The organism is Gemmatirosa kalamazoonensis (assembly GCF_000522985.1).
Classification (GTDB): domain Bacteria; phylum Gemmatimonadota; class Gemmatimonadetes; order Gemmatimonadales; family Gemmatimonadaceae; genus Gemmatirosa; species Gemmatirosa kalamazoonensis.
The window spans coordinates 1,002,055-1,026,129 of sequence record NZ_CP007129.1 but is presented as its reverse complement, the minus strand read 5'-3'; the positions used below and the strand labels follow the sequence as shown (position 1 = coordinate 1,026,129).

Sequence of the window (24,075 nt, the reverse complement as noted above, 5' to 3'; positions counted from 1 at the left end):
CAGAGGCCACACGGGGCCGTCAGGCCGCTGGGGTCGAGAGAACGACGCGGATCTCCGTCGGCCCGCCATCGTGGGCGCCGAGTACCGTCGTCAGCCGGGGGAGCGCACGGTGGAGGGCACGCGCCGCGATGTCGTTCGTGACCGCGAGCACGAGCGTGCCCTCGTCGCCGCCCACGGCGACGGCGTCCTCCACCCCGAAGTAGTCGAGCATCGAGAGCTGCGGCCGCACCACGGCCAGCACACGCTGCCACCTCGCGTCCGCGTCGGGATCGGCCGCCGGACGCGCGACTGGTGTGGGCGCGGGAGCCGGCGCGGGCCCGCTCACCGATACGGCCCGCTCACGCGCGGAGGGCCCCGCGGACGGGGCGGCCGGGCGGGCATCCGTCTGCCCGTCGAGCCGGGCGAGCGCGGTGCGGCGCCATTCATGGAACGCGACCTCGCCGGCGAAGCTGGTGTCGTGCTCGACGTGGTGGATGATCCACCCCGCCCACGACTTCGACACGGCGCCGGGGTCCGTCGCGCGCAGGTGACAGGCGCGCAGCAGCACCTCCGCCACCTGCCCCGGCTTCTCGGCGATCAGCGCGCGGGCCCGTGGCGCGGTGACGCCGAACGCGCGGAGCAGGGCGTACTGCACGCGGACGTCGGGCGGGTCGGTGAGACCGATGCCGCGTAGCAGGCCGCTGAGCTGGAGCAGCGGCCCCGGGGTCAGCTCGAGCGTCATCGGGCCGCGGCGGGGCGCGCCGCGCCACGCGTGGTCGGCGAGGACGCCGGCCTCGACGAGCTCCGCGGCGGCCTCGCTCAGCATCTGCCGCACGCGGGTCGGCTTCTTCCCGTCGAGCGTGAGCATGCACGCGGTGCGCAGGTCGTGCTCGGGGAGCGCCCACGGGATGCGCACGTGCCGGGCGGCGTGCGCGGCGCAGAGCTGGTAGAGCCGCCGCGCGGTGATGCTCTTCAGGTCCGCATGCCGCTCGACGTCGATCCAGCCGGCCCATCCCGAGATCGCCTGACCGACCCAGAACGGGTTCAGTCGCAGCTCGTGAATCCAGAGCGTGCGCTCGACGCGCTCCCCGCTGCCGTCGGTGACGTCGTCGATCGGCGCGTCGCCGCGCGACTCCACGGTGCGCTCCTCGGTGCGGTACTCCAGCAGCCAGCGGGTCTCCTCCACCTCGTGGCGGCGGACGGTGCTCGCCGTCGGCGCGGCGGGGGTGGCGCTCCCGTCCTGCGCGAGCAGCCGCGCCGCCGCCTCGGCGCGGTCGACGAGCACGCGGCTCTCGATCCGGACGTGGGAAAGTCGGCGGAGCGCGTCGCGGATGCGGCGCACGAGCGGTCCCGTGGCGCCGAGTCCGAGCGCGCGGCAGATCATCTGGAAGCTCGGCTGCCGGAACGTGCCGGTGGCGAGATCGTGGACGTCGCGCTCCTCGTCCAGCAGCCGGAACAGCGCGAGCAGCACGTCGGCGTCGCGCCCGAACGGGAGGCCGAGCTCGGGGTCGCCCGTCACGCGGACGCGGTATCGCGTCCGATCCGCCCCGATCAGCTCGTACTCCAGCCGCCACATCCCTTCCGGCAGCCGCCCGTTCTCGCGCGGCGGCTGCTTCTGCACCGGGAGCACGAACGGGATGTCCAACAGCTGGAGCGCGATCGGGCTCGGTAGCGTCGACACGCCCTGCTGCGCGAGCAGGAGCCGGTCGTCGGACCGCCGAACCAGAGAAGATGACTGCGCCATGCCCCCGAGCGGCGAGGTACGTCGGATCTGCGGACACGCGAACGTAGGGGCGGTGCCGGGGCACTACAAGCGGGGCCCTCTCCTGGCCTCCGCCGCAGGATACCGGTGTCCTCGACGGCCACGAAGCCGATGCAACGGGTGGGAGATGGTTCTGAGAGAGAATCACACGACCACCAACCCATCACCCTACCAAGGCGGGCGCCGGTGCCGCCCGCGCGTCCATCGGTCCAACCCGTTGTCGCACGGGAAGATCCGGCGCTTCTCCACACCGCGGGAGCGTCTCCAGGGAGCGCCCCCGCACACGACCGCCTACACGCCGTGCACATGCGCCGACGCGCCCCGCGCGCACGCAGGGGGCGTCGTCCGGACACCGAAGCCGTCGCCCCACCGAGGGAGCGCCAACACACATGGTGCGGTCCGCCCAAGCCAGCGGTATCGCCGTGTCGAGGCCCCGGATGTGCCCTGAGTGCAGTCGTCGAGGACACCGGTGCCGGCACCGCGGTCGATCCCAGTCTCCTCGCGGCGCCCCCGGTCCAGCGCCGGTCGAAGTCGTGCAACTCCCTGTGAATGCGATGGATACACGCTTCGGTCGACGTCGGGTCGGGGAATCGTCCTTGCCGGGCCCTGTCGGGCGGCGTTAGGTTCGCCGCGTGTGTGCTGGCGCTCCCTCGCCGTCTTTTCGGCTCCGTGATCGTGGTCGCCGCGTGCTCTGTCCGGCGAGCGGCGGAGCCGTGTGCGGTGGTGCTCCCTCTCCTGGGTCGCGAGGTCTGAGGTGAGCGCGGAGCGCGCCCGTCCCGCGCTGCGGGCGATCCGACGGGAGCCGTTGCTCCTCGACGATCGACTGGTGGCGGCGCGCCTCGACGGGCCGCTCCCCGCGGAGACGGCGCGGTGGGCGCGGGCGTGGCTGGTGTGCTGGTTCGCGGCCCTCGCGGCGGACGAACGATACGGCCGCGACGAGCCGTGGGAGATCGCGGTGCCACTCGACGCGGTCGCGCTGCCGAAGGGCGCCGGCGACGCAGCGCGCCAGCGTCTCGTCCTGCAGGCGCTCGTCGACGCCGGGGTGGCGTCGGTGCACGAGGAGACGCGCGGCCGCCGGAGCGTTCGCGTGGCTCGCCTCGCGGCCGAGGTGTTCGCCGAGCACCCGGCGGCGCTCGGCGTGGCGTGGGAGACGGTCGTCGCGCGGTGTGGCGCGGAGCCGGCCGCGCTGCTCGTCATGCGCACGCTCGCGGAGCTGATCGTGCCGCTCGACGGCATCGCCGCGGTGCCGCGGCGCGACCTGGTGTCGCGCACCGGCTATCAGCAGAAGCAGGTGCGGATAGCGCTCCGCCGGCTCGTCGCCGCGGACCTGCTGACGGCCGACGGCGACGTGGGAACGACGGCGCGCTACCGGCTCACGCCGCGCGCGCTGGGGCGGCAGTGGGTCGGCGAGACGTTGCCCGAGCCGGCACCCGAGCCGGTGCGTGTACCGACAGACGCGCGGCATGCGAGCGACATCACCACGCCGCCCGCCGCCCGATCGACGGACGACGGGGTGCAGGTCGTGATCGGCGGGGCGACGCTCACGGTCGCGCCGGGGGCGTCGTTCGAGATCGGCGCCGGCGTCGCGGCCCGGCTCGAGGTGGGTCCGGACGGTCGACCCCGGCTCGTCGTCGGGCCCTGAACCGAGCACGGCAGGGGGGAAGACGCAGCAGCGGTTTTGCTTGACGGTCGACTCGTTCGAACCCCATCTTCGCGCTGCCTCGCCGCCGTCGCGGCGTCCCCCCCGCCGTGGCGTGCTGCCGCGGCCGCCCCCGCAAGATGCCGCTCCTGAGCGTTTTCCCCCCGCGCCGCCGTCTGGTGTGCGCGATCGCCACGCTGCTCTCGGGCGCGTGTGCTTCCGGCGCCGGCTCGCCGCCCGCCGGACCCCCGGTGCCGACGCGCGCGCCGGTCATCGACCCCGCCACCGGCGCCGTCGCGGTGGACTCGTCCGCGGGACGCGCGGGCGCGCGCACGATCGGCGTTCCGCCGTTCGCGCTCACCGACTCGTCGCCTGGCGGAACGCTGTCGCCGCTCGCGTTCGCGCTCGCCGATCTCCTGACGACGGATCTCGCGCGCAGCCGGCGCGTGACGGTGGTGGAGCGGGCGCGGCTCGGCGACGTGCTGCGCGAGCTCGATCTCGTCTCGGCCGGCCGGGTCGACTCGTCGTCGGCGCCGCGGGTCGGGCGGCTGATCCAGGCGCGGCGGCTGGTCATGGGACGCCTCACGGCGCTGCCGGCGGGACGCGACCTGCGGCTCGGCGTGCAGCTCGCGGACGTCGCGCAGGGGACGCTCGCCGACGCGGTGGACGCGACGGCGCAGCTCACGGACGTGCTGGAGGCGGAGAAGGCGCTCGCGCTCCGACTGTTCGACGCGCTCGGCATCACGCTGGCGCCGGACGAGCGCGCGGCGGTGGAATCGCGTCCGACGGCGAACCTGACCGCGCTGCTCTCCTATGGACGCGGCGTGCGGCTGCAGTACCTCGGCGACCTGCGCGGCGCGGAGTCGGAGTTCCGGCGCGCGGCGCGCGAGGCGCCCGGGTTCACGGACGCACGCGTGCGCGCGGGCGAGGTGCGCCGCGTCTCGGAGTCGGGAGTCGCGAGCCCGGTGCTCGTGCCGGGGATCCGCGCGGTCGACGCGGCGATCGGGGTGACGATCGACCGACTGAACCGCCCGCTCGACTTCATCACCACGGCGACCACGGGCGCGACGTCGCGCACCACGGACCCGACGTTCGCCACGTCAACCGCGACGGTGGTGATCACGGTGAACCGCCCATGAGCGCGCGCCGCTTCTCGTTCGGCACCGTCGCGCTGCTCGGCGCGGCCGCCTCGTCTGCCCGGGCGCAGGACCGGCTCGTGGGGCTCCGCGCGTTCGGCGCCGGGGTCACCGCGGAGGCGATGACGTTCGGCGGGGGCGGGCTGTTCCAGGGCGCGTTCGGGGGTGAGGACTCGCTGCGCGTGCGCCGCGCCTACCAGCTCACGGTGCCGGTCACGCTCGCCGTGCCGCTCGGCAGCGCGTGGACGGTGGATGTGACGTCGGTGTACGCGTACGGCACGGTGACGTTCGACCCGGCCGACCCGCGCAAGCCGGGCAGCCGCACGGCGACGCTCGCCGGGACGAGCGACGTGCGCCTGCGCGCGACCGGCCGCGTGGCGGGTGACGCGCTCATCGTCACGTTAGGCGCGAACGCGCCGACCGGCCGCGCGAAGCTCGACGCCGAGCAGCTCACGGCGGTGCGCGTGCTCGCCGCGCCGGCGCTCGGCCTCAGCGCGCCGCCGGTCGGCGCGGGGGCGAGCGGCACGGTGGGCGTGCTCTCCGCGCGGCGCGCCGGCCGCTGGGCGATCGCCGGCGGCCTGTCGTACGAGCTGCACGACAGCTATCAGCCGATCCGCTCGCTCGCCGTCGGCGCGGAGGGGGCGGACTTCCGGCCGGGCGGCGTGACGCGCGTCTCGATCGGCGCCGACGGTCTCGTCGGGCGCGAGCGGCTCAGCCTCAGCGTGGCGGGCGACTTCTTCGGGTCCGACCGGCTGCGCGCGGGCGTCGTCGCGCCGACGTCCGGGCAGCCCGTGCCGACCACCCCGTCGGCGGCGCGCGTGCGCCTCGGCCCCGTGATCAGCGCGGACGCGCAGCTGCACCTCGCGGCGCCGCGCGTGCGCGAGGCGGTGCTGTGGGTGTCGAGCCGGTGGCGCTCGAGCTTCGCGCGCGACGGCGTGTCGGTGAGCGGCTCGAGCGGCGAGTACCTCGACGGCGGTGTGCGCACGTCGATCCCGGTGACGGCGCGCACCGACGTGCTGCTCGCGGTCGACGGCCGCTACCAGAGCGGTCTCGGGTTCGACGACGCGCTGCTCACGGCGTCGACGACGGGCGCGGGGCTCACGGCCGGCGTCGCGCGCCGCATCGGCGGCGTGACGGTGCAACCGTTCGCGCGCGTGCAGACCGGGCACGTGCGCTCCGCGGCAGCGGACCGCCCGGGCGGCTCGGCCACGGTGGCCGGCGGCTCGCTCGGCCTCACGATCCTCTCCCGCTTCTGATGCGCGTGCCTAACGCTTTCACCGTGCGGACCGCGCTCGCCGCGCTGTCGGCCGTCCTCGCCGTCGGCTGCGGGCGGCTGGACGACGCGCTGAGCCCCGGGCGCCGGGATCCCGACGCGCAGACACCGGCGCGGATCGGGCTCACCGCGCAGCTGCCGTCGTTCGCGCGCGGGAGCGCGGCGGTGGTGCGGCTGCGCGTGCAGGCGACCTATCGGCGCGCCGACGGCACGAGCGTGACGTTAGGCGGGCCGCAGACGCTCTCGCTCGGCGACGTCGCGACGCAGCAGGTGCCGCTCTCGATCGACCTCGCGCCGTGCCTCGCCGACCCGCAGCGCGAGAGCGCCGGGTCGGCGTGCGTCGTGACGCTGAACCTCACGCTGCTCGCCGACGACCGCGAAGTCGACGCGCAGACGGTGGGGCCGCTCCGCCTGCAGGCGGGGGCGACGTCGACGGTGCCCGATCCGGTGCAGCTGTTCGAGGTCGCCACCGTGACGGTGACGCCGGCCGACGGCGCGGCGCCGCCGGCGGGGACGCGGCTGCGGTTGGAGCTCGGGAACACACTCGCGCTGAACGCAGCGATCGTGTCGACGACGGGGCAGACGGTGACGGGTCGCACGGTCACTTGGCAGAGCGACGCGCCTTCCGTGGCGCGCGTCGACCCGGCGACGGGCATGGTGACGGCGCTGACGGCGGGGCGCGCGCGCGTCACGGCGTCGTTCGGCGCGGCGAGCGGCGGGCTCGATCTCGCGGTCGCGCCGCGGCCGTCGCCGTTCGCGGTGACGGTGGGCGGTGGGCACGGCTCGGGAACGGTGCGCTCGTCGCCGGCGGGGATCGACTGCCGCGTGCTGAACGGACAGGCGCAGCCGGCGCCGAGCGGACAGGAAGGGCAGGGCGGATGCGCGTTCACGTTCCCGGGCGACGCGCAGGTGACGCTCACCGCGACGCCGGACGCCGGGACGACGCAGTTCGCCGGCTGGGGCGACGCGTGTGCCTCGGTGGGCGCCGCGACGACGTGCGTGCTCGACGCGTCGACGCCGCGCGCCGTGTCGGTGCAGTTCGCGGCGGTGCGCAAGCTCGCCGTCGGCGTGCGCGGCACCGGGGCGGGCATCGTGAAGAGCGCGCCGTTAGGCATCGAGTGCAAGACGGGCGACGCGTGCGGCGCGTCGTACGTGGAAGGCACGAAGATCCGGCTCACGGCGGTCGCCACCGCGCCCGACGCGTTCGTCGGATGGACGGGGGTGTGCGAGGGGACGTCGGAGCCGATCTGCGACGTGGGGCTCGACGTCGACGCGGTCGTCGGCGCGGACTTCTCGGCGCCGCTCGGCGTGTCGATCCTGCTCACGGGCAACGGGGGCGGCACGATCGCGCTCGCGACGCCGGGCAGCTCGACGCCCGTCGCGACGTGCACGCTCGCGCGCGGCGTGCCGCCGGCCGGCGCGTGCGGCGCCACGGTGCCGTTCGGCACGATCGTGACGCTCACCGCGACGGCGAACCCGACGAGCATCTTCGCGGGCTGGACGGGGCTGTGCAGCGGAACGGGCGCGTGCCGCGTGAACGTGAACCAGATCAGCGCCGTCGGCGCGGTGTTCACGCAGCGCGTGGTGACGCTGACGCTGAACCTGCAGCGCGCGGCGACGGGCGGCGCGGGGACCGTGACCGCGAACGGCGCCCCCGCGTGCGCGCTGACCGGCCCGGTGAGCCCGACGAGCCCCGACGTCACGACGTGCACCATCTCGGTGCCGGCGGGCGACGACGTGGCGCTCACCGCGACGCCGGCGGCGGGCAGCGACTTCATCGCGTGGAACGGCTGCACCGCCACCGGCCCGACGTGCACGATCGCCCCGCTCGCCGACGCGGTGGTGACGGCGTCGTTCGCCCCGACGCCGCTCGGCGTGACGATCCGCGCCGCGCTCGGCACGACGGGAGCGGGAACGGTGACGTCGCGCCCCGCGGGCATCGTGTGCGGCATCGGCATCGCCGGGAGCTCGTGCTCGGGCTCCTTCCCGTCGGGCACGACCGTCGTGCTGACGGCGACGCCCAGCGCGGGGAGCACGTTCGGCGGATGGGGCGGCGCGTGCGCCGGCACCACCGGCCAGAACTGCACGGTGACGTTGACCGCGGGGACGTCGGTGTCGGTGCAGTTCACGCTGCCGACGGTGCCGACGTTCGCGCTGTCGGTGAGCACCGGCGGGACGGGAGACGGCACGGTGACGAGCCCGGTCGGCATCTCGTGCCCCGGCACGTGCTCGACGACCCTCGGCGCCGGCACGGTCGTGACGCTCACCGCGGCGGCGAGCCAGGGGAGCACGTTCGGCGGGTGGGGCGGCGCGTGCAGCGGCACGGCGCCCACGTGCGCGGTGACGATGGACGCGGTGAAGAGCGTGACGGCGAGCTTCAGCCGCATCGTGACGACGTTCCCGCTCGGCGTCACGATCGCGGGCACGGGCACCGGCGCGGTGTCGTCGTCGCCGGGCAGCATCGACTGCCCCGGCTCGTGCACGTCGAGCTACGCGCCGGGCACGGTCGTGACGCTGACGGCGCTCCCGGGCGGGCAGAACGTGACCTTCGGCGGGTGGGACGGCGCGTGCGTGGGGAGCGGCACGTCGCCGACGTGCACGATCACGATGGACGGGCCGAAGAGCGTCACCGCGCTGTTCAGCATCGTGGTGCAGCCGCTCACGCTCGACGTGAGCTTCGCCGGCACCGGCTCGGGCGCGGTCGGCTCGTCGCCGAGCGGCATCGACTGCCCGGGGGCGTGCACCGCCAGCTTCGCGCCCGCCACGAGCGTGACGCTCACGGCAACCCCCGGGAGCGGCAGCACGTTCACCGGCTGGTCGGGCGCGTGCTCGGGCACCGGTGCATGCGTCGTCACCATGGACGCCGCGAAGAGCGTCACGGCGACGTTCACGAGCACCGGCGGCGGGAACGTCGGGCTGTCGTTGAACGTGTTCGGCGCTGGCGTGACGGTGACGGGCCCGAATGGCATCAACTGCCCGGGGGCGTGCGGTGCGAGCTTCCCGATCGGCACGCAGGTCACGCTGACGGTGACCGGGCCGGCGGGGGCGACGTTCGCCGGTTGGGGCGGCGCGTGCGCGTCGAGCGGAACGGCTCCGACGTGCACGCTGTCGATGGGCGCCCCGCAGAGCGTGACGGCGACGTTCACCACGACGCTCACGCTGACGATGGTCGGCGTCCAGGGGAGCGGCACGGTGACGTCGTCGCCGGCGGGGATCAACTGCGCGGCGGGCGGCGGCGCGTGCCCGCCGGCGGACTATCCCGTGGGGACGGTCGTGACGCTCACCGCGGTGCCGGGGCCGACGACCACCTCGTTCAACTGGTCGGGCGCGTGCACGGGGAGCGCGCTGACGTGCACCGTGACGATGAGCCAGGCGACCTCGGTCACCGCGCAGTTCCGGAAGCGGTGACCGAGACGAGGCGCCGGACGCTCAGGGCGTCTGGCGCTTCTGGCCGTTCTCGAGCGAGGCGAGGAGGACCTTCGCGCGCTCGAAGTCCGGGTAGGTGTCGATCGCCTGCTTGTACAGCGCGATGGCGCCCTGGACGTTGCCGCGGTCCTGCTGCTCGAGCGCGTTGCTCATCATCATCGCGGCGCGGAGCTGGTCGACCTTCGAGGTGACGCGCGCGACGTTGGACGCGATGCCGGCGTTCGATCCTGACGTGCCGGGGACGCGCACCGGGATCGCGGGCAGCTTGAGCCCCGCATTCACCTTCTCGCCGAGCTCCCCGACCATCGAGAGCATGCGCTCGGCCTTGCCGTCGATCGACTCGACGTACTCGACCTGCGACGTCTCGGTGTTCACGGAGCGGACGTCGATGCGCATGTTCTGCTTCGGGTCGATGACGAACGACCCCATGAGGAGATGGTGCGCGCCGAGGATCTTCCCGAGCCTGACCGCGGTCTCCTTGTCCACCCGGTCGCCGCTCCCCAGATTCTGCTCGGCCAGCAGCTGCTGGAGCCGGTCGCGCTCGACGACACGGACGCCGGGGTTCCGGGAGAGCTCGGTGATGAGCATCTCCGCCATGCCCTTGCTCAGCGGGGCGTAGTCCGCGTTCGACAACAGCGCGCCATTCGTGAAGTAGAGCACGGCCACGGTCGGGCGGGCGTCGCTCGCCCCGACATCCTTGACGACCGGCTGCTGGGCGCCTGCGGACGCGGCGAGGGTGAGCGTGGCCACGGACATGGCCGCGAGGCGCGCGTCGCGCACGGCGGTACGGAAGGACATGCGAAACCTCTCGAGGAAGGAAGCGGACGGCACCCACAACCTCGTGCCGCTCGCGCGATCGCGTCAATAGCGATCCCGCCGTACCGTACGCGAACGCCGCACGCATCCGATCCCGTCGTCCCGCTGCCGTCGTCCCCCGTCGAGCCGCCCCTCCGCACATGTCGAAGATCTGCTCCGTCTGCGGCGTCACGTACGCCGACGCGCTCGTGTTCTGCCCCGCCGACGGCACGACGCTGCGCTCCGCCGACCTGCGCGAGGACCTCGTCGGGAGCGTGATCGCGGACCGCTACCTCGTGACGGACGTCCTCGGCGAGGGGGGGATGGGGACGGTATACCTCGCGCGGCACGTGCGGCTGCCGCAGCAGGCGGCGATCAAGGTGCTGCGCAAGGAGATGCTGCAGGACGCGTCGGCGGTGGCGCGGTTCAACCGCGAGGCGGCGAACGCGAGCCGCATCGACCACGACCGTGTGGCGCGCGTCTACGACTTCGGCGAGACGGACAACGGCGTGGTGTACCTGGCCATGGAGTACGTGCCGGGGCAGACGCTGAAGAAGATCCTGACCGAGGGCGGCCCGATGGCGCCGGCCCGCGCCGCGGCCGTGACGCGGCAGATCGCCGAGGGGCTCGACGCGGCACACCGGATGGGGATCGTGCACCGCGACCTCAAGCCGGACAACGTGATGGTGATCGCCGACGGCGACACCGACGGCGACGGCACCGTCGAGGAGCGCGTGAAGGTCGTCGACTTCGGGATCGCGAAGGCGTTCGGCGAGTCCGGTGGGACGGCGTTGACGAAGACGGGCTTCGTGGTGGGCACGCCGGAGTTCATGAGCCCGGAGCAGCTGCTGGGCGGCTCGCTCGACGCGCGGAGCGACATCTACGCGCTGGCGCTGGTGGCGTACCAGTGTCTCACGGCGGAGCTGCCGTTCGCGACGAACACGCCGGACCACGGCATGGCGGCGCGGCTCGTGACGCCGCCGCGGCCGCTGACGGCGGTGCGCCCGTCGGTGCGGTGGCCGCGCCAGGTGCAGTCGGTGCTCGACCAGGCGCTGTCGCGCGACCCGGCGGACCGTCCGGCGAGCGCCGGCGCGTTCGCGCGCGCGTTGGGCGCGGCGATCGAGGCGTGGCAGGAGGAGGAAGCGGGCGGGCGCGCGCCGCGCCCGGGATGGGCGACGGAGGCGGTGCCGACGCCCACGGTGCCTAACGGCGCCGACGTCTCGGCGGCGACGCTCGCCGGCGTGGCGCCCGCCGTCGGCAGCTACGCGCCGCCGGCCGGGGCGTTAGGCACGTCGGCCGCGCCGGCGTACACGCCGCCCACGCCGACGCCCACGACGGCGAGCGACTCGAGGCGACGCGGGCTGATCGTCGGCGGCGTACTCGCCGTCGCGCTGCTGGGCGGCACCGCGGCGGGGGTGATGCTCATGCACAAGCCGGCCACCGCGGTGGTGGACTCGTCGGCGACGAAGTCCGACTCGGCCCCGGTCGTGAAGGCCGACTCGGCGCGGCACGACTCGACGCCGCCGAAGGTCGACGCCACGCCCGTGGCGGTCGTGAAGCACGACAGCGTCGCGCCGCGCCCCGACGCGCCGCGCCCCGATGCGGGCCAGCGGCCGCCGCGCGGCGCCGATCCCGCCCCGGTCCCCGAGCGCGCGCCGGTACGCAGCGCACAGAACTCCGCGGCGCGGCTGGCGATCGACAGCATCGCGCAGTCGTACGACCTCACGCAGGGGATCGGCGCGGACCAGGCGGAGCGCGCGGCGCGTCAGGCGGTGCCGGTGATTCGCGGTCTGATGACGAGCCTCACGACCGCCGACGACAGCACGTGGGCGAGCATCAAGCTCTCCGACGCGCTCGTGCTGACCGACGACATGCGCGGCGCGTGCGACGCGATCCGCCAGGCGAAGCGGCTCGCGCGCTCGCCGCAGCAGCGTCGGGCGATCTCGGTGCGCGAGGAGGGGCCGCTGCAGCAGCAGTGCGGCGGCTGAGCGCGCCGAGCGCTACTCGCCGGGGCCGGGGAGCAGCCGGCACGCCGCGGAGTCGGAGGCGGCGACACCGTTAGGCAGCACGCGGAACAGCTGCACGTCGCTCCCCCACGCGCGCGCGAGCCCGAGGCGCGCGCACGTCGCCGGCGTGGCGTCGTCGAGCACGGGGCGCCGCGCGCCGCCGCGCCGCCAGACGACCACGTACGCCGGCGCGTCGTCCGCCGCGGCGACCGCGTCGCGGAGCGGGACCGTGCGCCGGTGCGCGTACCAGCTCACAAGCGCGCCCGAGCGCGCGCCGACGACCGCGTCGCGCGGCGTGCTGTCGGCGACCCAGCGCAGCGCGCCGAGCACCGCGAACGTGAGCGGCGTGTGGCATGCCGGCGCGCCGAGCGGCTGGGCGCGGTCGCACGCCGCGGACGCGCGCACGGCGCGGGCGTCGGCGCGCGCGGCCGTGACGACGACGAGCGCCGCGGCCGCGGCAGCGGGAATCCACCGCCACCGTCCGAGGCGTGCACCGAGCGCCCACGCGCCGCCGACGAACGCCACCATGCCTAACGGAAGCGCCGGCACGAGGAAGCGCGGCAGCGCCCACGGCCACACCAGCAGCACCGCCGCGTAGCACGCGACGACGAGCGCCGCGGCGGCCCACCGGCGGAACAACGCCGCGAGCGCGGCGACGGCGAGCGCCAGGACGAGCAGCTGGACCGGGACGTGGCGCGTCCAGCCATTGACGCGTCGCGGAAACGCGAGCGCGTCAGGCAGCTGGCGCGCGTAGTCGGCAGCGTTGCGCGGCACGCGGGCGAGCACGCGCGCCGGCAACGACGGGGCCGCGACCGCCGCGACGCCGGCGGGTCGCGCGTAGCCGCGCTGCAGATCGGCCGCGTAGCTCGCCTGGCGCGCGGGGGCCGGCGCACTCAGCACCCACGCGACCCACAGCGTCGCGCACGCGCCGCCCACCGCGACGAGCCCGATCGCCGCGCGCCGGCGCCGCTCGACGAGCCAGAGCACGACGAGCGCGGCGACGACGGCGACGCCCGCGCTGCGCACGAGCATCGCCGCGACCGCGGCGGCGCCGGCGAGGGGCGCGTAGCGCGGCTGCGCGCGCGCGCGCTGCGCCGCCCACACGCACAGCGTCGTGAGGAACATGAACGGCACCTCGCTCAGCGCGACGCCCGCGTACTCGAGCAGCAGCGGGTTCACCGCGCATGCCGCGAGCACGAGCAGCGCGACGGTCGGCGACCACGCGCGCCGCACGACGTCGAACAGCAGCGCGAGCGTCGCGGTGGAGAGCGCGACCTCGAGCGCGACGACGACGTCGAGCCGCTCGCCGGCGACGAGCGAGAGGAGGGCGAGCACGGTCGGCCACCCGGGCGGGTAGAGCACGTGCCGCGGCGCGCCCAACTGATACACCGACCGGTAGCCGAGCGCGCGCACCGAGCGGCTCACCGCGAGATACGTCGCCGCGTCCGGGGTCGGGACGAGCGACAGCGTGCGCAGCCGCCACGCGAGCGCGGCGTGCAGCAGGAGCAGGAAGACGACGGCGGCGACCACCCCCCAGCGGGCGGTCGCCGCGTCGCGCTCCGTCGGGCCGGGCGAGCCTACTTCGTCACCTGGGCGACGCACGCCATGCCGAGCGCATTCCGGCCGAGCACGGGAATGCCGCTCTCGTACTCGAAGTCGACGGCGATGGTGCCGACGTCCTTGTCGTTCCACTCGGCGTGCGCGCCCTCGGACTTCGTGGCCTGCGCGACGAGGCGGAACAGCGCCCAGTCGCCGGCGGCGCGGGCGACGGTCTTCTTGGTGTCGGGGCGGCGCGCGCGCACGACCGTCGCGGTGATCGCCGCGTCGCGGCCGGTGGCCGACGGCCAGACGAACTGCGCGGGCGCGGTGTTCTTCACGAAGCGCGCTTCCTGCGCCCCCTGACGGAACCAGATCTGCGGCGCGTCGGGGGTGGAGATGGCGTGCACGCGTACGACGACCTTCGGGTCCGCGCCACCCGCGAACAGCCCGGCCGAGACGCGCGCCGCGCGGTTGAAGAAGTCCACGAAGCCCTGCGACAGCGCGATCTGCTGGTCGTTAGGCACGGGCGCCCACTTGTCGCCCTGCTTCTCGAGCAGCCCGCCGAGGCGCTCCTGCTGGAACACCCACAGCGCGCCGGCGCCGGGCGCGAACATCTCGGTAACCTCCTTCGTCGTCGCCTCGGTGGTCGCCTCGGAGTTGAACGGGAACTTCGCGAGCACCGGCGAGAGCTGCTGGCAGAGCAGCGCGGCGCGGTCGTTGATCTTCTTCGCGAGGTCGGCCGCGTTGGACGCGCCGCCGCCGACCGGCGGGCCCGCCGGCGCGGCGGCCGGCTTCTTCGGCGGCGCGGCGGCGGTGAAGCGGAGCGTGGAGACGCCGCGCAGCAGCGCGTCGGTGGCGTCGATGGGCGCGGTGAGCAGCGCGCGCACCGGGGGCGCGATCTGCGCCGCGGCGGGATCGGCGTTGAACTTCGCGGCCAGCTGGAGCGCCGCGGTCTTCGCGTCGCTGGCCTTCTGAAGCGCCTGGGTGGCGGCCTGCCGCTTCACGTCGGCGCTCGCCGTATCGGTCACCGGTGCGGCCTTCGCCACCGCGTCGACCGAGGTGCCCAACGCGATCAGCCCGTCGGAGTACGGCTTGTTCCCATCGGTGACGAACTTGTCGAGCGTGTCGGGCGGCGTGATCGCGTGCACCGGCTGGAAGCCGGCGGCGAGCGCGGAGTCGGTGACGCGCGCGCCGGTGTTGCGCGCCGCGAGCGCGAGCGCGCCGAGCAGCGGCGACTGGCCGCCGCCCAACGTGTTGAGCCGCGTCACCGCGTCGGCCGCGGAGCTCGGGCGCGTGACCGACACCGCGCCGAGGTAGTTGCGCCACTGCTGCGCGTAGTCGGCGTGATACTTCGTGCGCAGATCGGCGACGAGGCGCGCGCGGTCCTGGTCCGGCACCGCGCCGACGTCGCCGACGACCCACCGCTCGCCCTGGAAGAAGCGGTCCGAGTTGCGGAAGGCGTCCTGCATCGCCTTCCACCCCGCGGCGGTGAACGCGCCCGGCACCTCCGGCGCGCTCACGACGCCCGCCGCGTTCGGCGCGACGTCGACGAGCCGCGCGGGCTTCGCCGCCTTGTTCGCCTCGGCGAGCATGAACTGGTAGATGCGCTGCTCGCCCTGGAAGCCGCTGAGGAACGCGCGCAGCTCCTTGACGAGCTCCGCGTCCGCGGCCTGCGGCAGCGGATTGTCGCGCGCGACCTCGCCGGAGAAGAACTCGAACTGGCGACGCGCGAGCGCGGTGATGTCGGCGTCGGTCTGCTGGCCGCGCTGCCACGAGGACAGCAGCACGGGCGCGAGGTCGACGGAGGTGGCGCGCTTGTTCTCGTTCGTCAGCTCGAGGTACGCCTTCAGCCAGCCGTAATCGCGCCCGTACTCCTCGGCCGGGCGCGGCGTGCTGGGCAGCGCACGGAGCGAGTCGACGAGCGCGGCCCACGCGACGTCGTGGAGCTGGCGGCGATAGCCGGTGACCCACACCTGACGCCCGCGGTCGAACAGCGCGTCGCCGCGCCACAGGCCCCAGCGGAGGTGCAGCGGCACGTGGGTCGTCTCGTAGCCGCGGATCTCGTCGAGCACCACGCGCAGGTCGTCGAGCCGGCGCAGCGCCTCGGGAGCGGGGAGCACGATGGTGCCGGCCGGCGCGGAGACGACCGGCAGCGCCTCGACGGCGCGCGCCGCGGCGATGGTGCGCCGCGCGAGGCTGCGGTTGCCGAGCCACGACACGAGCACGCCCAACGACAGCACGAGGCCGACCCCGATGCCCGCGCCGAGCAGCGTGCGGCGCAGGCCGGCGACGCGCGTGCCGCCGCCGGCGAGCACCGCCGGCACCGGATCGCCGAAGACGACGTCGGGGAAGAAGCGGTCGAGGAACGTCCACTGCGGCACGCGTCGGGTCGTCGCCGGCGTGTACGCGCCGGGGACGGCGCCCAGCGCACCACCGATGTTCGGGCGCGCGAACGCGACGGTGGCGCGCCCGCCCGCGGCACCGGCCGCCGGCGCGGCTGCGGCGACGGGCGCCGCGGCGCCGGCATCGGTGACGACGACGGGGCGCACGCCGACGAAGTAGAAGCCGCGCAGCTTCGGGCTGACGCCGAGCTGCAGCGGGCGGCAGAGCTCCACGAGGAAGCGCGTCGCCGCGGGGGCGAGCTTGCCGATCTCGCGCGGCACCTCGTACGCACCGAGTCGGCGCTCGGGGACGGTCTCGCGGCCGAGGAGGTCGAGCCGACGGCCGGCGAGCGAGCCGACGATCTCCGCGAACGCCGCCTCCACGCGCGGCACGAGGCGCTCGGCGTAGGCGCCGGCGGCGTCGGCTCCGTCGCCGGCGAGCGGCAGCGCGGCGCCTAACGGCGGGCGGACCTCGTCGCGCGTGAACGGCGCCGACCACTCCTCGAAGTGCGGGATGCGGTCGGCCTTCGTGAACAGCACGTAGACGGGGAGCGCGACGCCGAGCTCGCGCGCGGCGTCGGCGAGGCGCTGGCGGCCGAGGGCGGCGAGCGCGTCGAGCTGCTCGCCGGCACCCCCGGAGTAGAACAGGTCGCAGCTCACGCACACGACCGCGCTGCGCGGCGGGGGCGCGCCCCTGCCTAACGCGGCGCGGAGGCGCGGCGGGCGCAGCGCGCGCACGAATCCCTTCCAGCGTCCCTCGTCGGAGAACACCGGCCCGCCCGCCTCGGCGAGCACGGCGTCCTTCACGAGCCAGAGGTTGGCCGCCGTGGTCGGTGCGGGGGGCGCGTCGCCACCGAGCGACTCGCCGGCGAGCAGCTCCGGGTCGAGCTCCGCGCGCGTGACGACGGTCGTCTTGCAGTTGCCCTCGGTGCCGACGACGAGGACGAGCGGCTTCGCGTCGAACGCGCCGCGCGGCATGCGGGCGCGCGCGGCGTCGACGGCGACCAGCTCGTCATCCTTCTCCTTCTTCGGCGCCGCCGGCGTCTGTGGTCGGAGGAACCAGGCGAGCGCCGCGGCGGTGACGACGCCGAGGACGACGAGGACGATGCGGAGCGTCAGCCGCTCGCTGTCGGTGAGCGTCATCATCCGGCCGAGGAGCCAGGCGAGGACGATGAAGACGACGAGCGCGACGAGCGCGGCGATCCAGCGCGTGGAGTTGCTGCGGGCCATTGGGACTGCTGCCGGGACTCGGGAGGGTGCCTAACGAGTGGGCGCGCTGGCGGGGGCGGTGGCGGAGATGGGGCCGCCCAACGATCGGAGCTCCGCGGTGTCGCCGCGCAGCGACACGGCACCGACGCCCCACAGCGCGACGGCGAGCAGCAGGCTCGCGGCGACGCCGAGGGCGAGCGGTCGGATCCAGCGATCGCGGCCGAGGACCGCATCGGCGCCGGGGCGCCACGACGGCGCGAGGTCGCCGGGGACGCCGCGCAGCCGTCCCACGCGGTCGGCGACGCGCGACGTGTACGCGTGGAGCGCGGCGGGGTCGGCGGCGCCGTAGCGGCCCTTGAAGCCGAGGAGGAAGACGAGCTGGTGGATCTCGAGCAGGTCGGCGAGGGCCGGCGTGTCGGGGCGGGCGAGCAGCTGCTCGACGTTCTGGAAGATCCACTCGCCGGCCATGTGGACGCCGAACAGCTCCTCCTGCAGCGGGCGGCGCGCCCAGTCGGCGAGCGCGGGCTGGCGGGCGTTCAGCGCCGACTCGTCGAGCAGGGCGACGACGGCGAAGACGGCCATGCGCACGTCGGCCGCCTCGTAGCCCGCGCTCCGCGCCTCCGCCTCGGCGCGGCCGAGGAGGTGGAGCATGTGGGCGCGAAAGCCGGCAGCGTCAGTGACGGGCTGGCGGTCGGCGCGGAGGCGCGCGACGGCGGTGAGCGCTTCCTGGAGCGCGAGCGCGAGGCGCCCGGTGCCGACGGCAGGGAGGACCGGGGCGGGAACGGCGGGAGGGACGGAACTCGTCATCGGTGAAGCCACGGCGGGGACGACGGAGAACATCTGAGCAGGCGCCCAAGGTAGTGCGGGCGCAGGGAACGGGACAGAGCGAACAGAGAGGGCAGGAGGGCAGGAGGGTGGGAGGGCGGGAGAATCCGAAGATCTTCTGCGCTCCTGCGCTCCTGCCCTTCTGCCCTCGCTCCTCGGGCGTGACGGTCGCGTGACGGTGGGGCGCCAGGGTACGGCGTCACCCACGGGAGCATGAATGAGCAGACTGACGCACCACCGCGAGCTCGTCGTGTGGCAGCGCGCGATGGAGTTGCTGAAGCACTCGTACGACGTCGCGCGGCGGCTGCCGGGCGAGGAGCGGTTCGGGGTGGCGGCGCAGCTGCGGCGGGCGGCGGTGTCGGTGCCGTCGAACATCGCGGAGGGACACTCGCGCATCCACCGCGCCGAGTACCTGAATCACCTGTCGATGGCGCGCGGGTCGCTGGCCGAGGTCGAGACGCTCGTCGACGCGTGCGAGATGCTGCGCTACGCTCAGCCGCCCCAACTCGCCGACGCCCGCGACTGCGCCGACCAGATTCGCCGGATGCTCGGCGCGATGCTCGTCAAGCTGCGCGAATAGCTCCTGCCCTCCTGCCCTCCTGCCCTCCTGCCCTGTCAGTTCGGCGTCAGGACCGCGACCTCGAGCACCGCGTCGGGCAGCCCGGCCGGGACGTAGACGCCCATCTCGTGCGAGTCGCGCAGGCCCTGCGCGCAGGGGCCGCCGAGGGTGATCTCGAAGTACGCGAGCTCACCGCGCGGGGCGAGGCCCGGCGGAGGCGCGGGGACGTGGTCGACGGTGAGGCCGGGGAACGCGCGGCGCACGAGCTCGAGGACGAACTTGCTCGCGCACACCTTCGTGAGCTGCGGCACGCGCGCGATCGTCTCCGCCGCGCCGACCGACGAGCGGACGCCGAGGAACCAGCGCGCGCCGGGCTCGTAGCAGCGCGGGTCGGAGATGGTGCCGACGTACAGCACGTCGGTGCGACGCGTGAGCGGCACGACGACGGCGCGCGCCGCGACGACGACGTCGAGGTGCTCGCGCAGGTGGCGCTCGAGCGCGCCGAAGCAGGCGCCGAGGTCGTCGTGCGTGTAGAGCGGCAGGTCGCGCGGCTCGGTGGTGAGCGAGAACGTGCACAGCGCGCCGGCGAGGCGGGACAGCTCGAACCAGAGCTGCTCGGGGTGCGCGCGCCGCGTGGCGAGGAGGTGCCGCAGCGGCGCCTCCGCCGACCGCACGGCGTGCAGCAGCCACCGCGTCGCGATCTCGTTGCCGACGTACGCCGCGGGGCCCCCGGTGGCGTTAGGCGCGGGGGCGGCCGTCGCGGTCGTCGCGGCGAGCGTCGCGGCGAGCGTGGCGCCCTTCGCCTCGAGCATGCCGACGACGCCGCGCAGGAGCCCGAGGAGCCGCTCGCTGGCGCCGATCTGGAGACACGGCGGCACGAAGTCGGGGTCGAGCACGAAGCGGCCGGCGCCGTCGCGGCGCACGCGCGCGAGCGGGAGCGAGACGTCGTCGGGGGCGAGCTCCTCGTCGAGCAGCAGGCGGAGGTTCTTCGCGGCGAAGCGCACGGGGGCGGAGTCGAGCCCGGTCGTCTCGTCGCGCACCGGCGCGGCGACGGCGACGTAGCGCGCGTCGTGGCCGTTCGGCGGGGCGTCGAAGTCCGGCCCGGCCGACGGGTCGGTGACGTTCGCGCCGTCGCCGCGCCACGCCGGGATCGCGAGATGGACGACGTGCGCGTCGCGCGTCGGCGAGAAGCGTTCGGCGAGCGGCTCGGGAGGCGGCGCGGGGTCCGCCTCGGGGATGAGGAACGGGGTGCCGTCGGGGAGGACGCCACGCGCGTGGTCCAGCGCGAGGGTGCCGTTCGCGAGGGCGTCGGCATCGAGCGCGGCGGCGCTCACGCCGTGCGCGAACGCGAACAGCGTGTCGAGGGCGAGGGCGAGCCCTTCCTCGAAATGGCGGCGCTGGGCCTGGAAGTGCTGCGGCGCGAGGAACATCCCCTCCTCCCAGACGACCCGGGTGGGAGGGCGCGACGGTGAGCGCATGCGAGAGGGAGCGGAGCCGGGGCGGGTGGGGCGCGATTGCGTCCGCACGACACGCGGTGAACAATAGACGTCCGTCGCCGCCGCCTGCGCAACCTGACTCGCGAGCGGGCGACGCGCCGACCCCGCCGCCCGCCGATGACCAGCGACGACTTCCACTCGCGGTACCGCCTCCTCAAGTGCGTCGCCGTGGACGACGGGGTGCGCACCCACAACGCGCAGGAGACCACGACCGGCCGGGTGGTGATGGTCCACCTGCTGGACGACGCCGGCCCGGACGACGTGGAGCGGCTGCGCGCGCAGATGGCCCGGCTGTCGCAGCCGGACCAGACGCGGATCCTGGAGACGGCGATCCTCCCCGCGGGGTACGCGGTGGTGACCGACTTCCTGCCGGGGATGACGTCGTTCCCGAAGTGGCTCGCGGCGCGAGGCGCCGAGGCGGCCGCTGCGGCGCCGCCGCCCGCGCCCGAGCGACCGGCACCGCCGCCTCCGCCGGCACCCGCGCCGCCCACGCCGCCCGCGCCACGCGCGGCGGGCGCGCCCGGGGCAGCCCACACGTCGACGGTGGCGTTCGACGTCGGCGGGATGGGCGAGGTGGCGGGGCCGAACGAGCCGACGCGGCTCATCGTGACCGCCGGGAAGTTCCGCTCGGAAGCGCGCATGGTGCCCGACGCCGAGCCGGAGGCGGCGCCTAACGCAACGCCTAACGCCGCGCCTAACGCCGCGCCTAACGCCGCGCCTAACGCCGCGCCTAACGCACCGCCCAGCGCCGCGGCGCCTAACGCTCCGACGGCCGCGCCCGGGGCGCCGGCGCCCGCCGCGCCGGCCGCGCCGGCGCGCGAGCCAGGCGAGTTCACGCGCATGTTCCAGCAGGGGACCTCCGCGGCGCCCGCGGCCGCCGCGCCGCTCGCGCCGCCGCCGCCCGCCGCGCCGCCGCCGTCGATCACGACGACCGCGGAGCTGTCGGTCGCCGATGCGTCGCCGATGCCCGCGCCGCCACGCCCGGCGTCGCCCGCGGCACCGCCGCCGGCGAAGACGCCGGGGGAGTTCACGCGGCTGTTCGGCGCGGCGTCGATGCCGACGGAGACGCCATCGGCACCCGCACCGGCGCCACCCCCGCCTCCGGCGCCGGCGTCGGCGCCGCCCGCGTCGGGGCCGCCCGCGTCGGGGCCGCCGACGCTCGTGCCGGGCGAGTTCACGAAGGTGTTCGGGGCGCTGTCGACGCCCGCGGGACCGGCGCCGTCGTCGCCGTTCGTGCCGCCGCCGGAGCCGGCGACGCCGCCGAACCCGTTCGACCTGGCCGCTGCGCCGAGCGCGATGCCGTCGACGCCGCCCGGGTCCGCCATGCCGGCGCCGTCGTCGCTGCCCCCGCTCCCGCCGCTGCCTCCGTTGACCGCGGCGCCGCCACCCCCGCCACAGGTGCCGGTGGGCTTCGACGCGTCGGGCGCGCCGATGAACCCGTTCCAGAGCGCGCCGCCGTCGGTCGGGCCGGGCAGCTCCGGGCCGTCGCCGTTCGCGTCGCCGTTCCCGCCGCCGGGCGCCGCGCCGCCACAGGTGCCCAACGTGCCGAGCACGCCGAACGGTGGATTCCCGCCGTTCGGCGGCGGGGCGCCGGCGGGCGGCGGGTTCGCGGACCTGCCGCCGCTGCCGCCGCTGCCGCCGCCGTCGTTCGGCGCGGGCCCGACGCCGGCGCACGCGCCGGGCGGCGGGGCGGGGTCGAGCCCGTACACGCAGATGATCCGGCAGTCGATGACGCCGCCGCCCCCGCCGCCGAAGGCCTCGGCGCCGGCGCGCCCCGCGCCGCCGCCGCCGAAGCGCTCGGTGCCGCTGGCGCTCATCATCCTGCTCAACCTCGTGCTGCTCGCGACGCTGGCGGTGGTGCTCTACTTCGTGCTGCGCCCGAAGCCGCCGGAGGCGACGAAGGGCGAGCTCCCGGGCGGCGTGCCCAACGTGCCGGCGCCGAAGGCGCCCGCCGCGCCGACGGTGCCGAGCGCACCGGCCCCGAAGCCGTAGGCCGGTCCACAGCGGGAGCGACGATCATGACGGAACGGACGGATCTGGCCGCGGCGATCGAGGGCGTGCACGGCATCGCCGTGCTGCGCGCGAGCGAGACGACGCGCGGGTGGAACGGCATCCGGTACAAGACCGGGCTGTCGGCGAAGAACGTGAACGCGTCGCGGCTCTCGATGAACGTGGCGACGATCCCGCCGGGCGGCGTGGCGTACGCGCACATCCACGTGGACTTCGAGGTGATGCTCTACATCCTGCAGGGACGCGTGCGGCACGAGTACGGCCCGTCGCTCGAGCACGCGGTGGAGAACTCGGCCGGCGACTTCATCTTCATCGAGCCGGGTGTGCCGCACGAGGTGCTGAACCTCAGCGACACGGAGCCGGTGGTGGCCGTGGTCGCGCGCTCCGACGCGAGCGAGTGGGAGCACATCGTCGACTTCCCGAGCGCGCGGCGTCCCGCGCGGTGACAGGATGGACGGGACCTTCTGCTCCTCGTTTCGACAGGATGAACAGGAGGGACAGGATGAAAACCAACGACAAGAGCACTGCCGTTGTTGTTGGTTCTCATCCTGTCCCTCCTGTTCATCCTGTCTGAAAGAATGGCACGAGCATCCTGTCCATCGTCACGGCCCATCCTCGTTCATCCTGTCGGACAGATGCACAGACTCTCCCGCCTAACGGCTCTCCTCGTCGTGCTGCCGGGTGCGCTCGGCGCGCAGCACGCGGACCCGCTCCCGGCGCGCGTCGACTCCATCGCGACGCGCGTGCTCGCGGCGACGGGCGTGCCCAGTGCCTCGGTCGCCGTGGTGCGGCACGACAGCATCGTGTACGCGCAGGCGTACGGGCTCGCGCGGCTCGACCCGCGGACGCCCGCCACGCCGGCGATGCGCTACGGGATCGGGTCGATCAGCAAGCAGTTCACGGCCGCCGCCGTGCTGCTGCTGCAGGAGGAGGGGAAGCTCCGGCTCGACGACCCGGTGGAGCGGTGGGTGCCCGGGCTCACGCGCGGCCGCGACGTGACGATCCGCCAGCTCCTGTCGCACACGTCGGGCTATCAGGACTTCTGGCCGCAGGACTACGTGCCGCCGGAGATGCAGCGGCCGGTCTCGGCCGACGCGATCCTTGCGCGGTGGGCGAAGCGCCCGCTCGACTTCGAGCCGGGGACGCGGTGGCAGTACAGCAACACGAACTTCGTGATCGCCGCGCTCGCGGTGGAGAAGGCGAGCGGCGTCCCGTTCTGGCAGTTCGTGAAGACGCGCCTTCTCGATCCGTTAGGCATCGCCGCCGTGGACTTCGACACGCGCGGCCCGTCGGCGGTCGAGCCGCAGGGGTATCTCCGGTACGGGCTCGGCCCGCTGCGTCCCGCGATCCCGACGGGCGCGGGCTGGATGTGGGGCGCCGGCGAGCTGGCGATGACGGCGCGCGACCTCGCGGCGTGGGACCGCTCGGTGATCGAGCAGCGGCTGCTGCGCCCCGAGTCGTACCGGGAGCTCGAGCGCGACGTGCTGCTCGCGAGCGGCGTGAGCTCGGGCTACGGCCTCGGCGTCGACGTCGGCACGACCGCGGGACACCGCGCGATCTCGCACGGCGGCGAGGTCGCGGGGTTCGTCGCGCAGAACATCGTCTTCCCCGACGACAGCGCGGCGGTGGTCGTGCTCACGAACCAGGACGCGACGTCGGCCGCCGGCACGATCGCGCAGGGCGTGGCGTCGCTCCTGTTCACGACCGAGGACGCGCTGACGCAGGGGCGCGCCGAGCGGGCACGGGCGATCTTCGCCGGACTGCAGAAGGGGACGATCGACCGCTCGCTGTTCACGCCGGACGCGAACGCGTACTTCAGCGCCCAGGCGCTGGCCGACTTCGCGGCCGGGCTCGCGCCGTTAGGCACGCCGACGGCGTTCGTGCAGACCGGACAGTCGCTGCGCGGCGGCATGACGCTGCGCTCGTACCGCGCGACGTTCCCGGGCCGCGTGCTCCGCGTGTGGACGTTCGAGACGCCGGACGGGAAGCTCGAGCAGTACCAGATCGCGCCGGTCGGGTGACTCGGTGTTCTCCGCGGTG

At 75.0% G+C, this 24,075-nt stretch carries 15 protein-coding genes; 9 read left to right on the top strand and 6 right to left on the bottom strand.

All coding sequences use genetic code 11. The annotated features are described in order from the left end of the window. Positions 1-19 precede the first annotated feature (19 nt). A complete protein-coding gene (locus J421_RS27625; RefSeq protein WP_025414354.1) occupies positions 20-1,723 on the bottom strand; it encodes a replication initiation protein in 1,704 nt (567 codons plus the stop codon). 772 nt (positions 1,724-2,495) lie between these two features. On the opposite strand from J421_RS27625, the gene J421_RS27620 reads away from it, so the two are divergent. The 4 genes from J421_RS27620 to J421_RS33185 all read left to right on the top strand — a co-directional run bounded on the left by J421_RS27620 (position 2,496) and on the right by J421_RS33185 (position 9,197). Next, positions 2,496-3,383 (top strand): hypothetical protein, encoded by an 888-nt coding sequence (locus J421_RS27620; protein WP_025414353.1) that lies wholly within the window; start codon positions 2,496-2,498, stop codon positions 3,381-3,383. A 176-nt stretch (positions 3,384-3,559) separates the two neighbouring features. Next, a complete protein-coding gene (locus J421_RS27615; protein WP_025414352.1) occupies positions 3,560-4,519 on the top strand; it encodes a CsgG/HfaB family protein in 960 nt (319 codons plus the stop codon). After that, the gene (locus tag J421_RS27610; protein WP_025414351.1) at positions 4,516-5,772 is read left to right on the top strand and encodes a hypothetical protein; all 1,257 of its coding nucleotides are present in this window, start codon (positions 4,516-4,518) and stop codon (positions 5,770-5,772) included. The genes J421_RS27615 and J421_RS27610 overlap by 4 nt, the downstream gene beginning before the upstream one ends. Before the next feature lie 5 nt (positions 5,773-5,777). Beyond that, entirely contained in the window at positions 5,778-9,197 is a 3,420-nt protein-coding gene (locus tag J421_RS33185) for an InlB B-repeat-containing protein (protein ID WP_158508932.1), read from the top strand. Positions 9,198-9,218: 21 nt separating this feature from the next. On the opposite strand, the gene J421_RS27590 is transcribed toward J421_RS33185, so the two are convergent. Beyond that, on the bottom strand, positions 9,219-10,013 hold the full coding sequence (locus J421_RS27590) for a CsgG/HfaB family protein (protein ID WP_025414349.1): 795 nt from the start codon (positions 10,011-10,013) through the stop codon (positions 9,219-9,221). Positions 10,014-10,171: 158 nt separating this feature from the next. On the opposite strand from J421_RS27590, the gene J421_RS27585 reads away from it, so the two are divergent. After that, a complete protein-coding gene (locus J421_RS27585; protein ID WP_104023354.1) occupies positions 10,172-11,998 on the top strand; it encodes a serine/threonine-protein kinase in 1,827 nt (608 codons plus the stop codon). 12 nt (positions 11,999-12,010) lie between these two features. Here J421_RS27585 and J421_RS27580 read toward each other — a convergent pair whose 3' ends face one another. The 3 genes from J421_RS27580 to J421_RS27570 are packed head-to-tail and all read right to left on the bottom strand — an operon-like array spanning position 12,011 to position 17,952. Then, a complete protein-coding gene (locus J421_RS27580; RefSeq protein WP_025414347.1) occupies positions 12,011-13,546 on the bottom strand; it encodes a glycosyltransferase family 39 protein in 1,536 nt (511 codons plus the stop codon). A gap of 47 nt (positions 13,547-13,593) precedes the next feature. Beyond that, on the bottom strand, positions 13,594-17,166 hold the full coding sequence (locus J421_RS27575) for an ImcF-related family protein (RefSeq protein WP_025414346.1): 3,573 nt from the start codon (positions 17,164-17,166) through the stop codon (positions 13,594-13,596). A 30-nt stretch (positions 17,167-17,196) separates the two neighbouring features. Beyond that, entirely contained in the window at positions 17,197-17,952 is a 756-nt protein-coding gene (locus J421_RS27570; protein ID WP_025414345.1) for a DotU family type IV/VI secretion system protein, read from the bottom strand. A gap of 235 nt (positions 17,953-18,187) precedes the next feature. Here J421_RS27570 and J421_RS27565 point away from each other — a divergent pair, with 235 nt between their 5' ends. Then, entirely contained in the window at positions 18,188-18,550 is a 363-nt protein-coding gene (locus tag J421_RS27565; RefSeq protein WP_104023351.1) for a four helix bundle protein, read from the top strand. 35 nt (positions 18,551-18,585) lie between these two features. Here the strand turns inward: J421_RS27565 and tssK are convergent, their stop codons facing one another. Then, positions 18,586-20,007 (bottom strand): type VI secretion system baseplate subunit TssK, encoded by a 1,422-nt coding sequence (gene tssK / locus J421_RS27560; RefSeq protein WP_104023350.1) that lies wholly within the window; start codon positions 20,005-20,007, stop codon positions 18,586-18,588. Positions 20,008-20,142: 135 nt separating this feature from the next. Here tssK and J421_RS27555 point away from each other — a divergent pair, with 135 nt between their 5' ends. From J421_RS27555 to J421_RS27545, 3 genes are all read left to right on the top strand, one after another. Continuing rightward, a complete protein-coding gene (locus tag J421_RS27555) occupies positions 20,143-22,017 on the top strand; it encodes a protein kinase family protein (RefSeq protein ID WP_025414342.1) in 1,875 nt (624 codons plus the stop codon). Between the two features lie 26 nt (positions 22,018-22,043). Beyond that, positions 22,044-22,481 (top strand): cupin domain-containing protein, encoded by a 438-nt coding sequence (locus J421_RS27550; protein ID WP_025414341.1) that lies wholly within the window; start codon positions 22,044-22,046, stop codon positions 22,479-22,481. 189 nt (positions 22,482-22,670) lie between these two features. After that, complete coding sequence (locus tag J421_RS27545) at positions 22,671-24,056, top strand: serine hydrolase domain-containing protein (RefSeq protein ID WP_104023349.1); 1,386 nt, start codon at positions 22,671-22,673, stop codon at positions 24,054-24,056. Positions 24,057-24,075: the final 19 nt, after the last annotated feature.

Coding starts and splice junctions, on each gene's coding strand:
- J421_RS27625 (WP_025414354.1), bottom strand. CDS start 1,723: ATGGCGCAGTCATCTTCTCTGGTTCGGCGGTCCGACGACCGGCTCCTG.
- J421_RS27610 (WP_025414351.1), top strand. CDS start 4,516: ATGAGCGCGCGCCGCTTCTCGTTCGGCACCGTCGCGCTGCTCGGCGCG.
- J421_RS27590 (WP_025414349.1), bottom strand. CDS start 10,013: ATGTCCTTCCGTACCGCCGTGCGCGACGCGCGCCTCGCGGCCATGTCC.
- J421_RS27585 (WP_104023354.1), top strand. CDS start 10,172: ATGTCGAAGATCTGCTCCGTCTGCGGCGTCACGTACGCCGACGCGCTC.
- J421_RS27575 (WP_025414346.1), bottom strand. CDS start 17,166: ATGGCCCGCAGCAACTCCACGCGCTGGATCGCCGCGCTCGTCGCGCTC.
- J421_RS27570 (WP_025414345.1), bottom strand. CDS start 17,952: ATGACGAGTTCCGTCCCTCCCGCCGTTCCCGCCCCGGTCCTCCCTGCC.
- J421_RS27565 (WP_104023351.1), top strand. CDS start 18,188: ATGAGCAGACTGACGCACCACCGCGAGCTCGTCGTGTGGCAGCGCGCG.
- tssK (WP_104023350.1), bottom strand. CDS start 20,007: ATGCGCTCACCGTCGCGCCCTCCCACCCGGGTCGTCTGGGAGGAGGGG.
- J421_RS27555 (WP_025414342.1), top strand. CDS start 20,143: ATGACCAGCGACGACTTCCACTCGCGGTACCGCCTCCTCAAGTGCGTC.
- J421_RS27550 (WP_025414341.1), top strand. CDS start 22,044: ATGACGGAACGGACGGATCTGGCCGCGGCGATCGAGGGCGTGCACGGC.
- J421_RS27545 (WP_104023349.1), top strand. CDS start 22,671: ATGCACAGACTCTCCCGCCTAACGGCTCTCCTCGTCGTGCTGCCGGGT.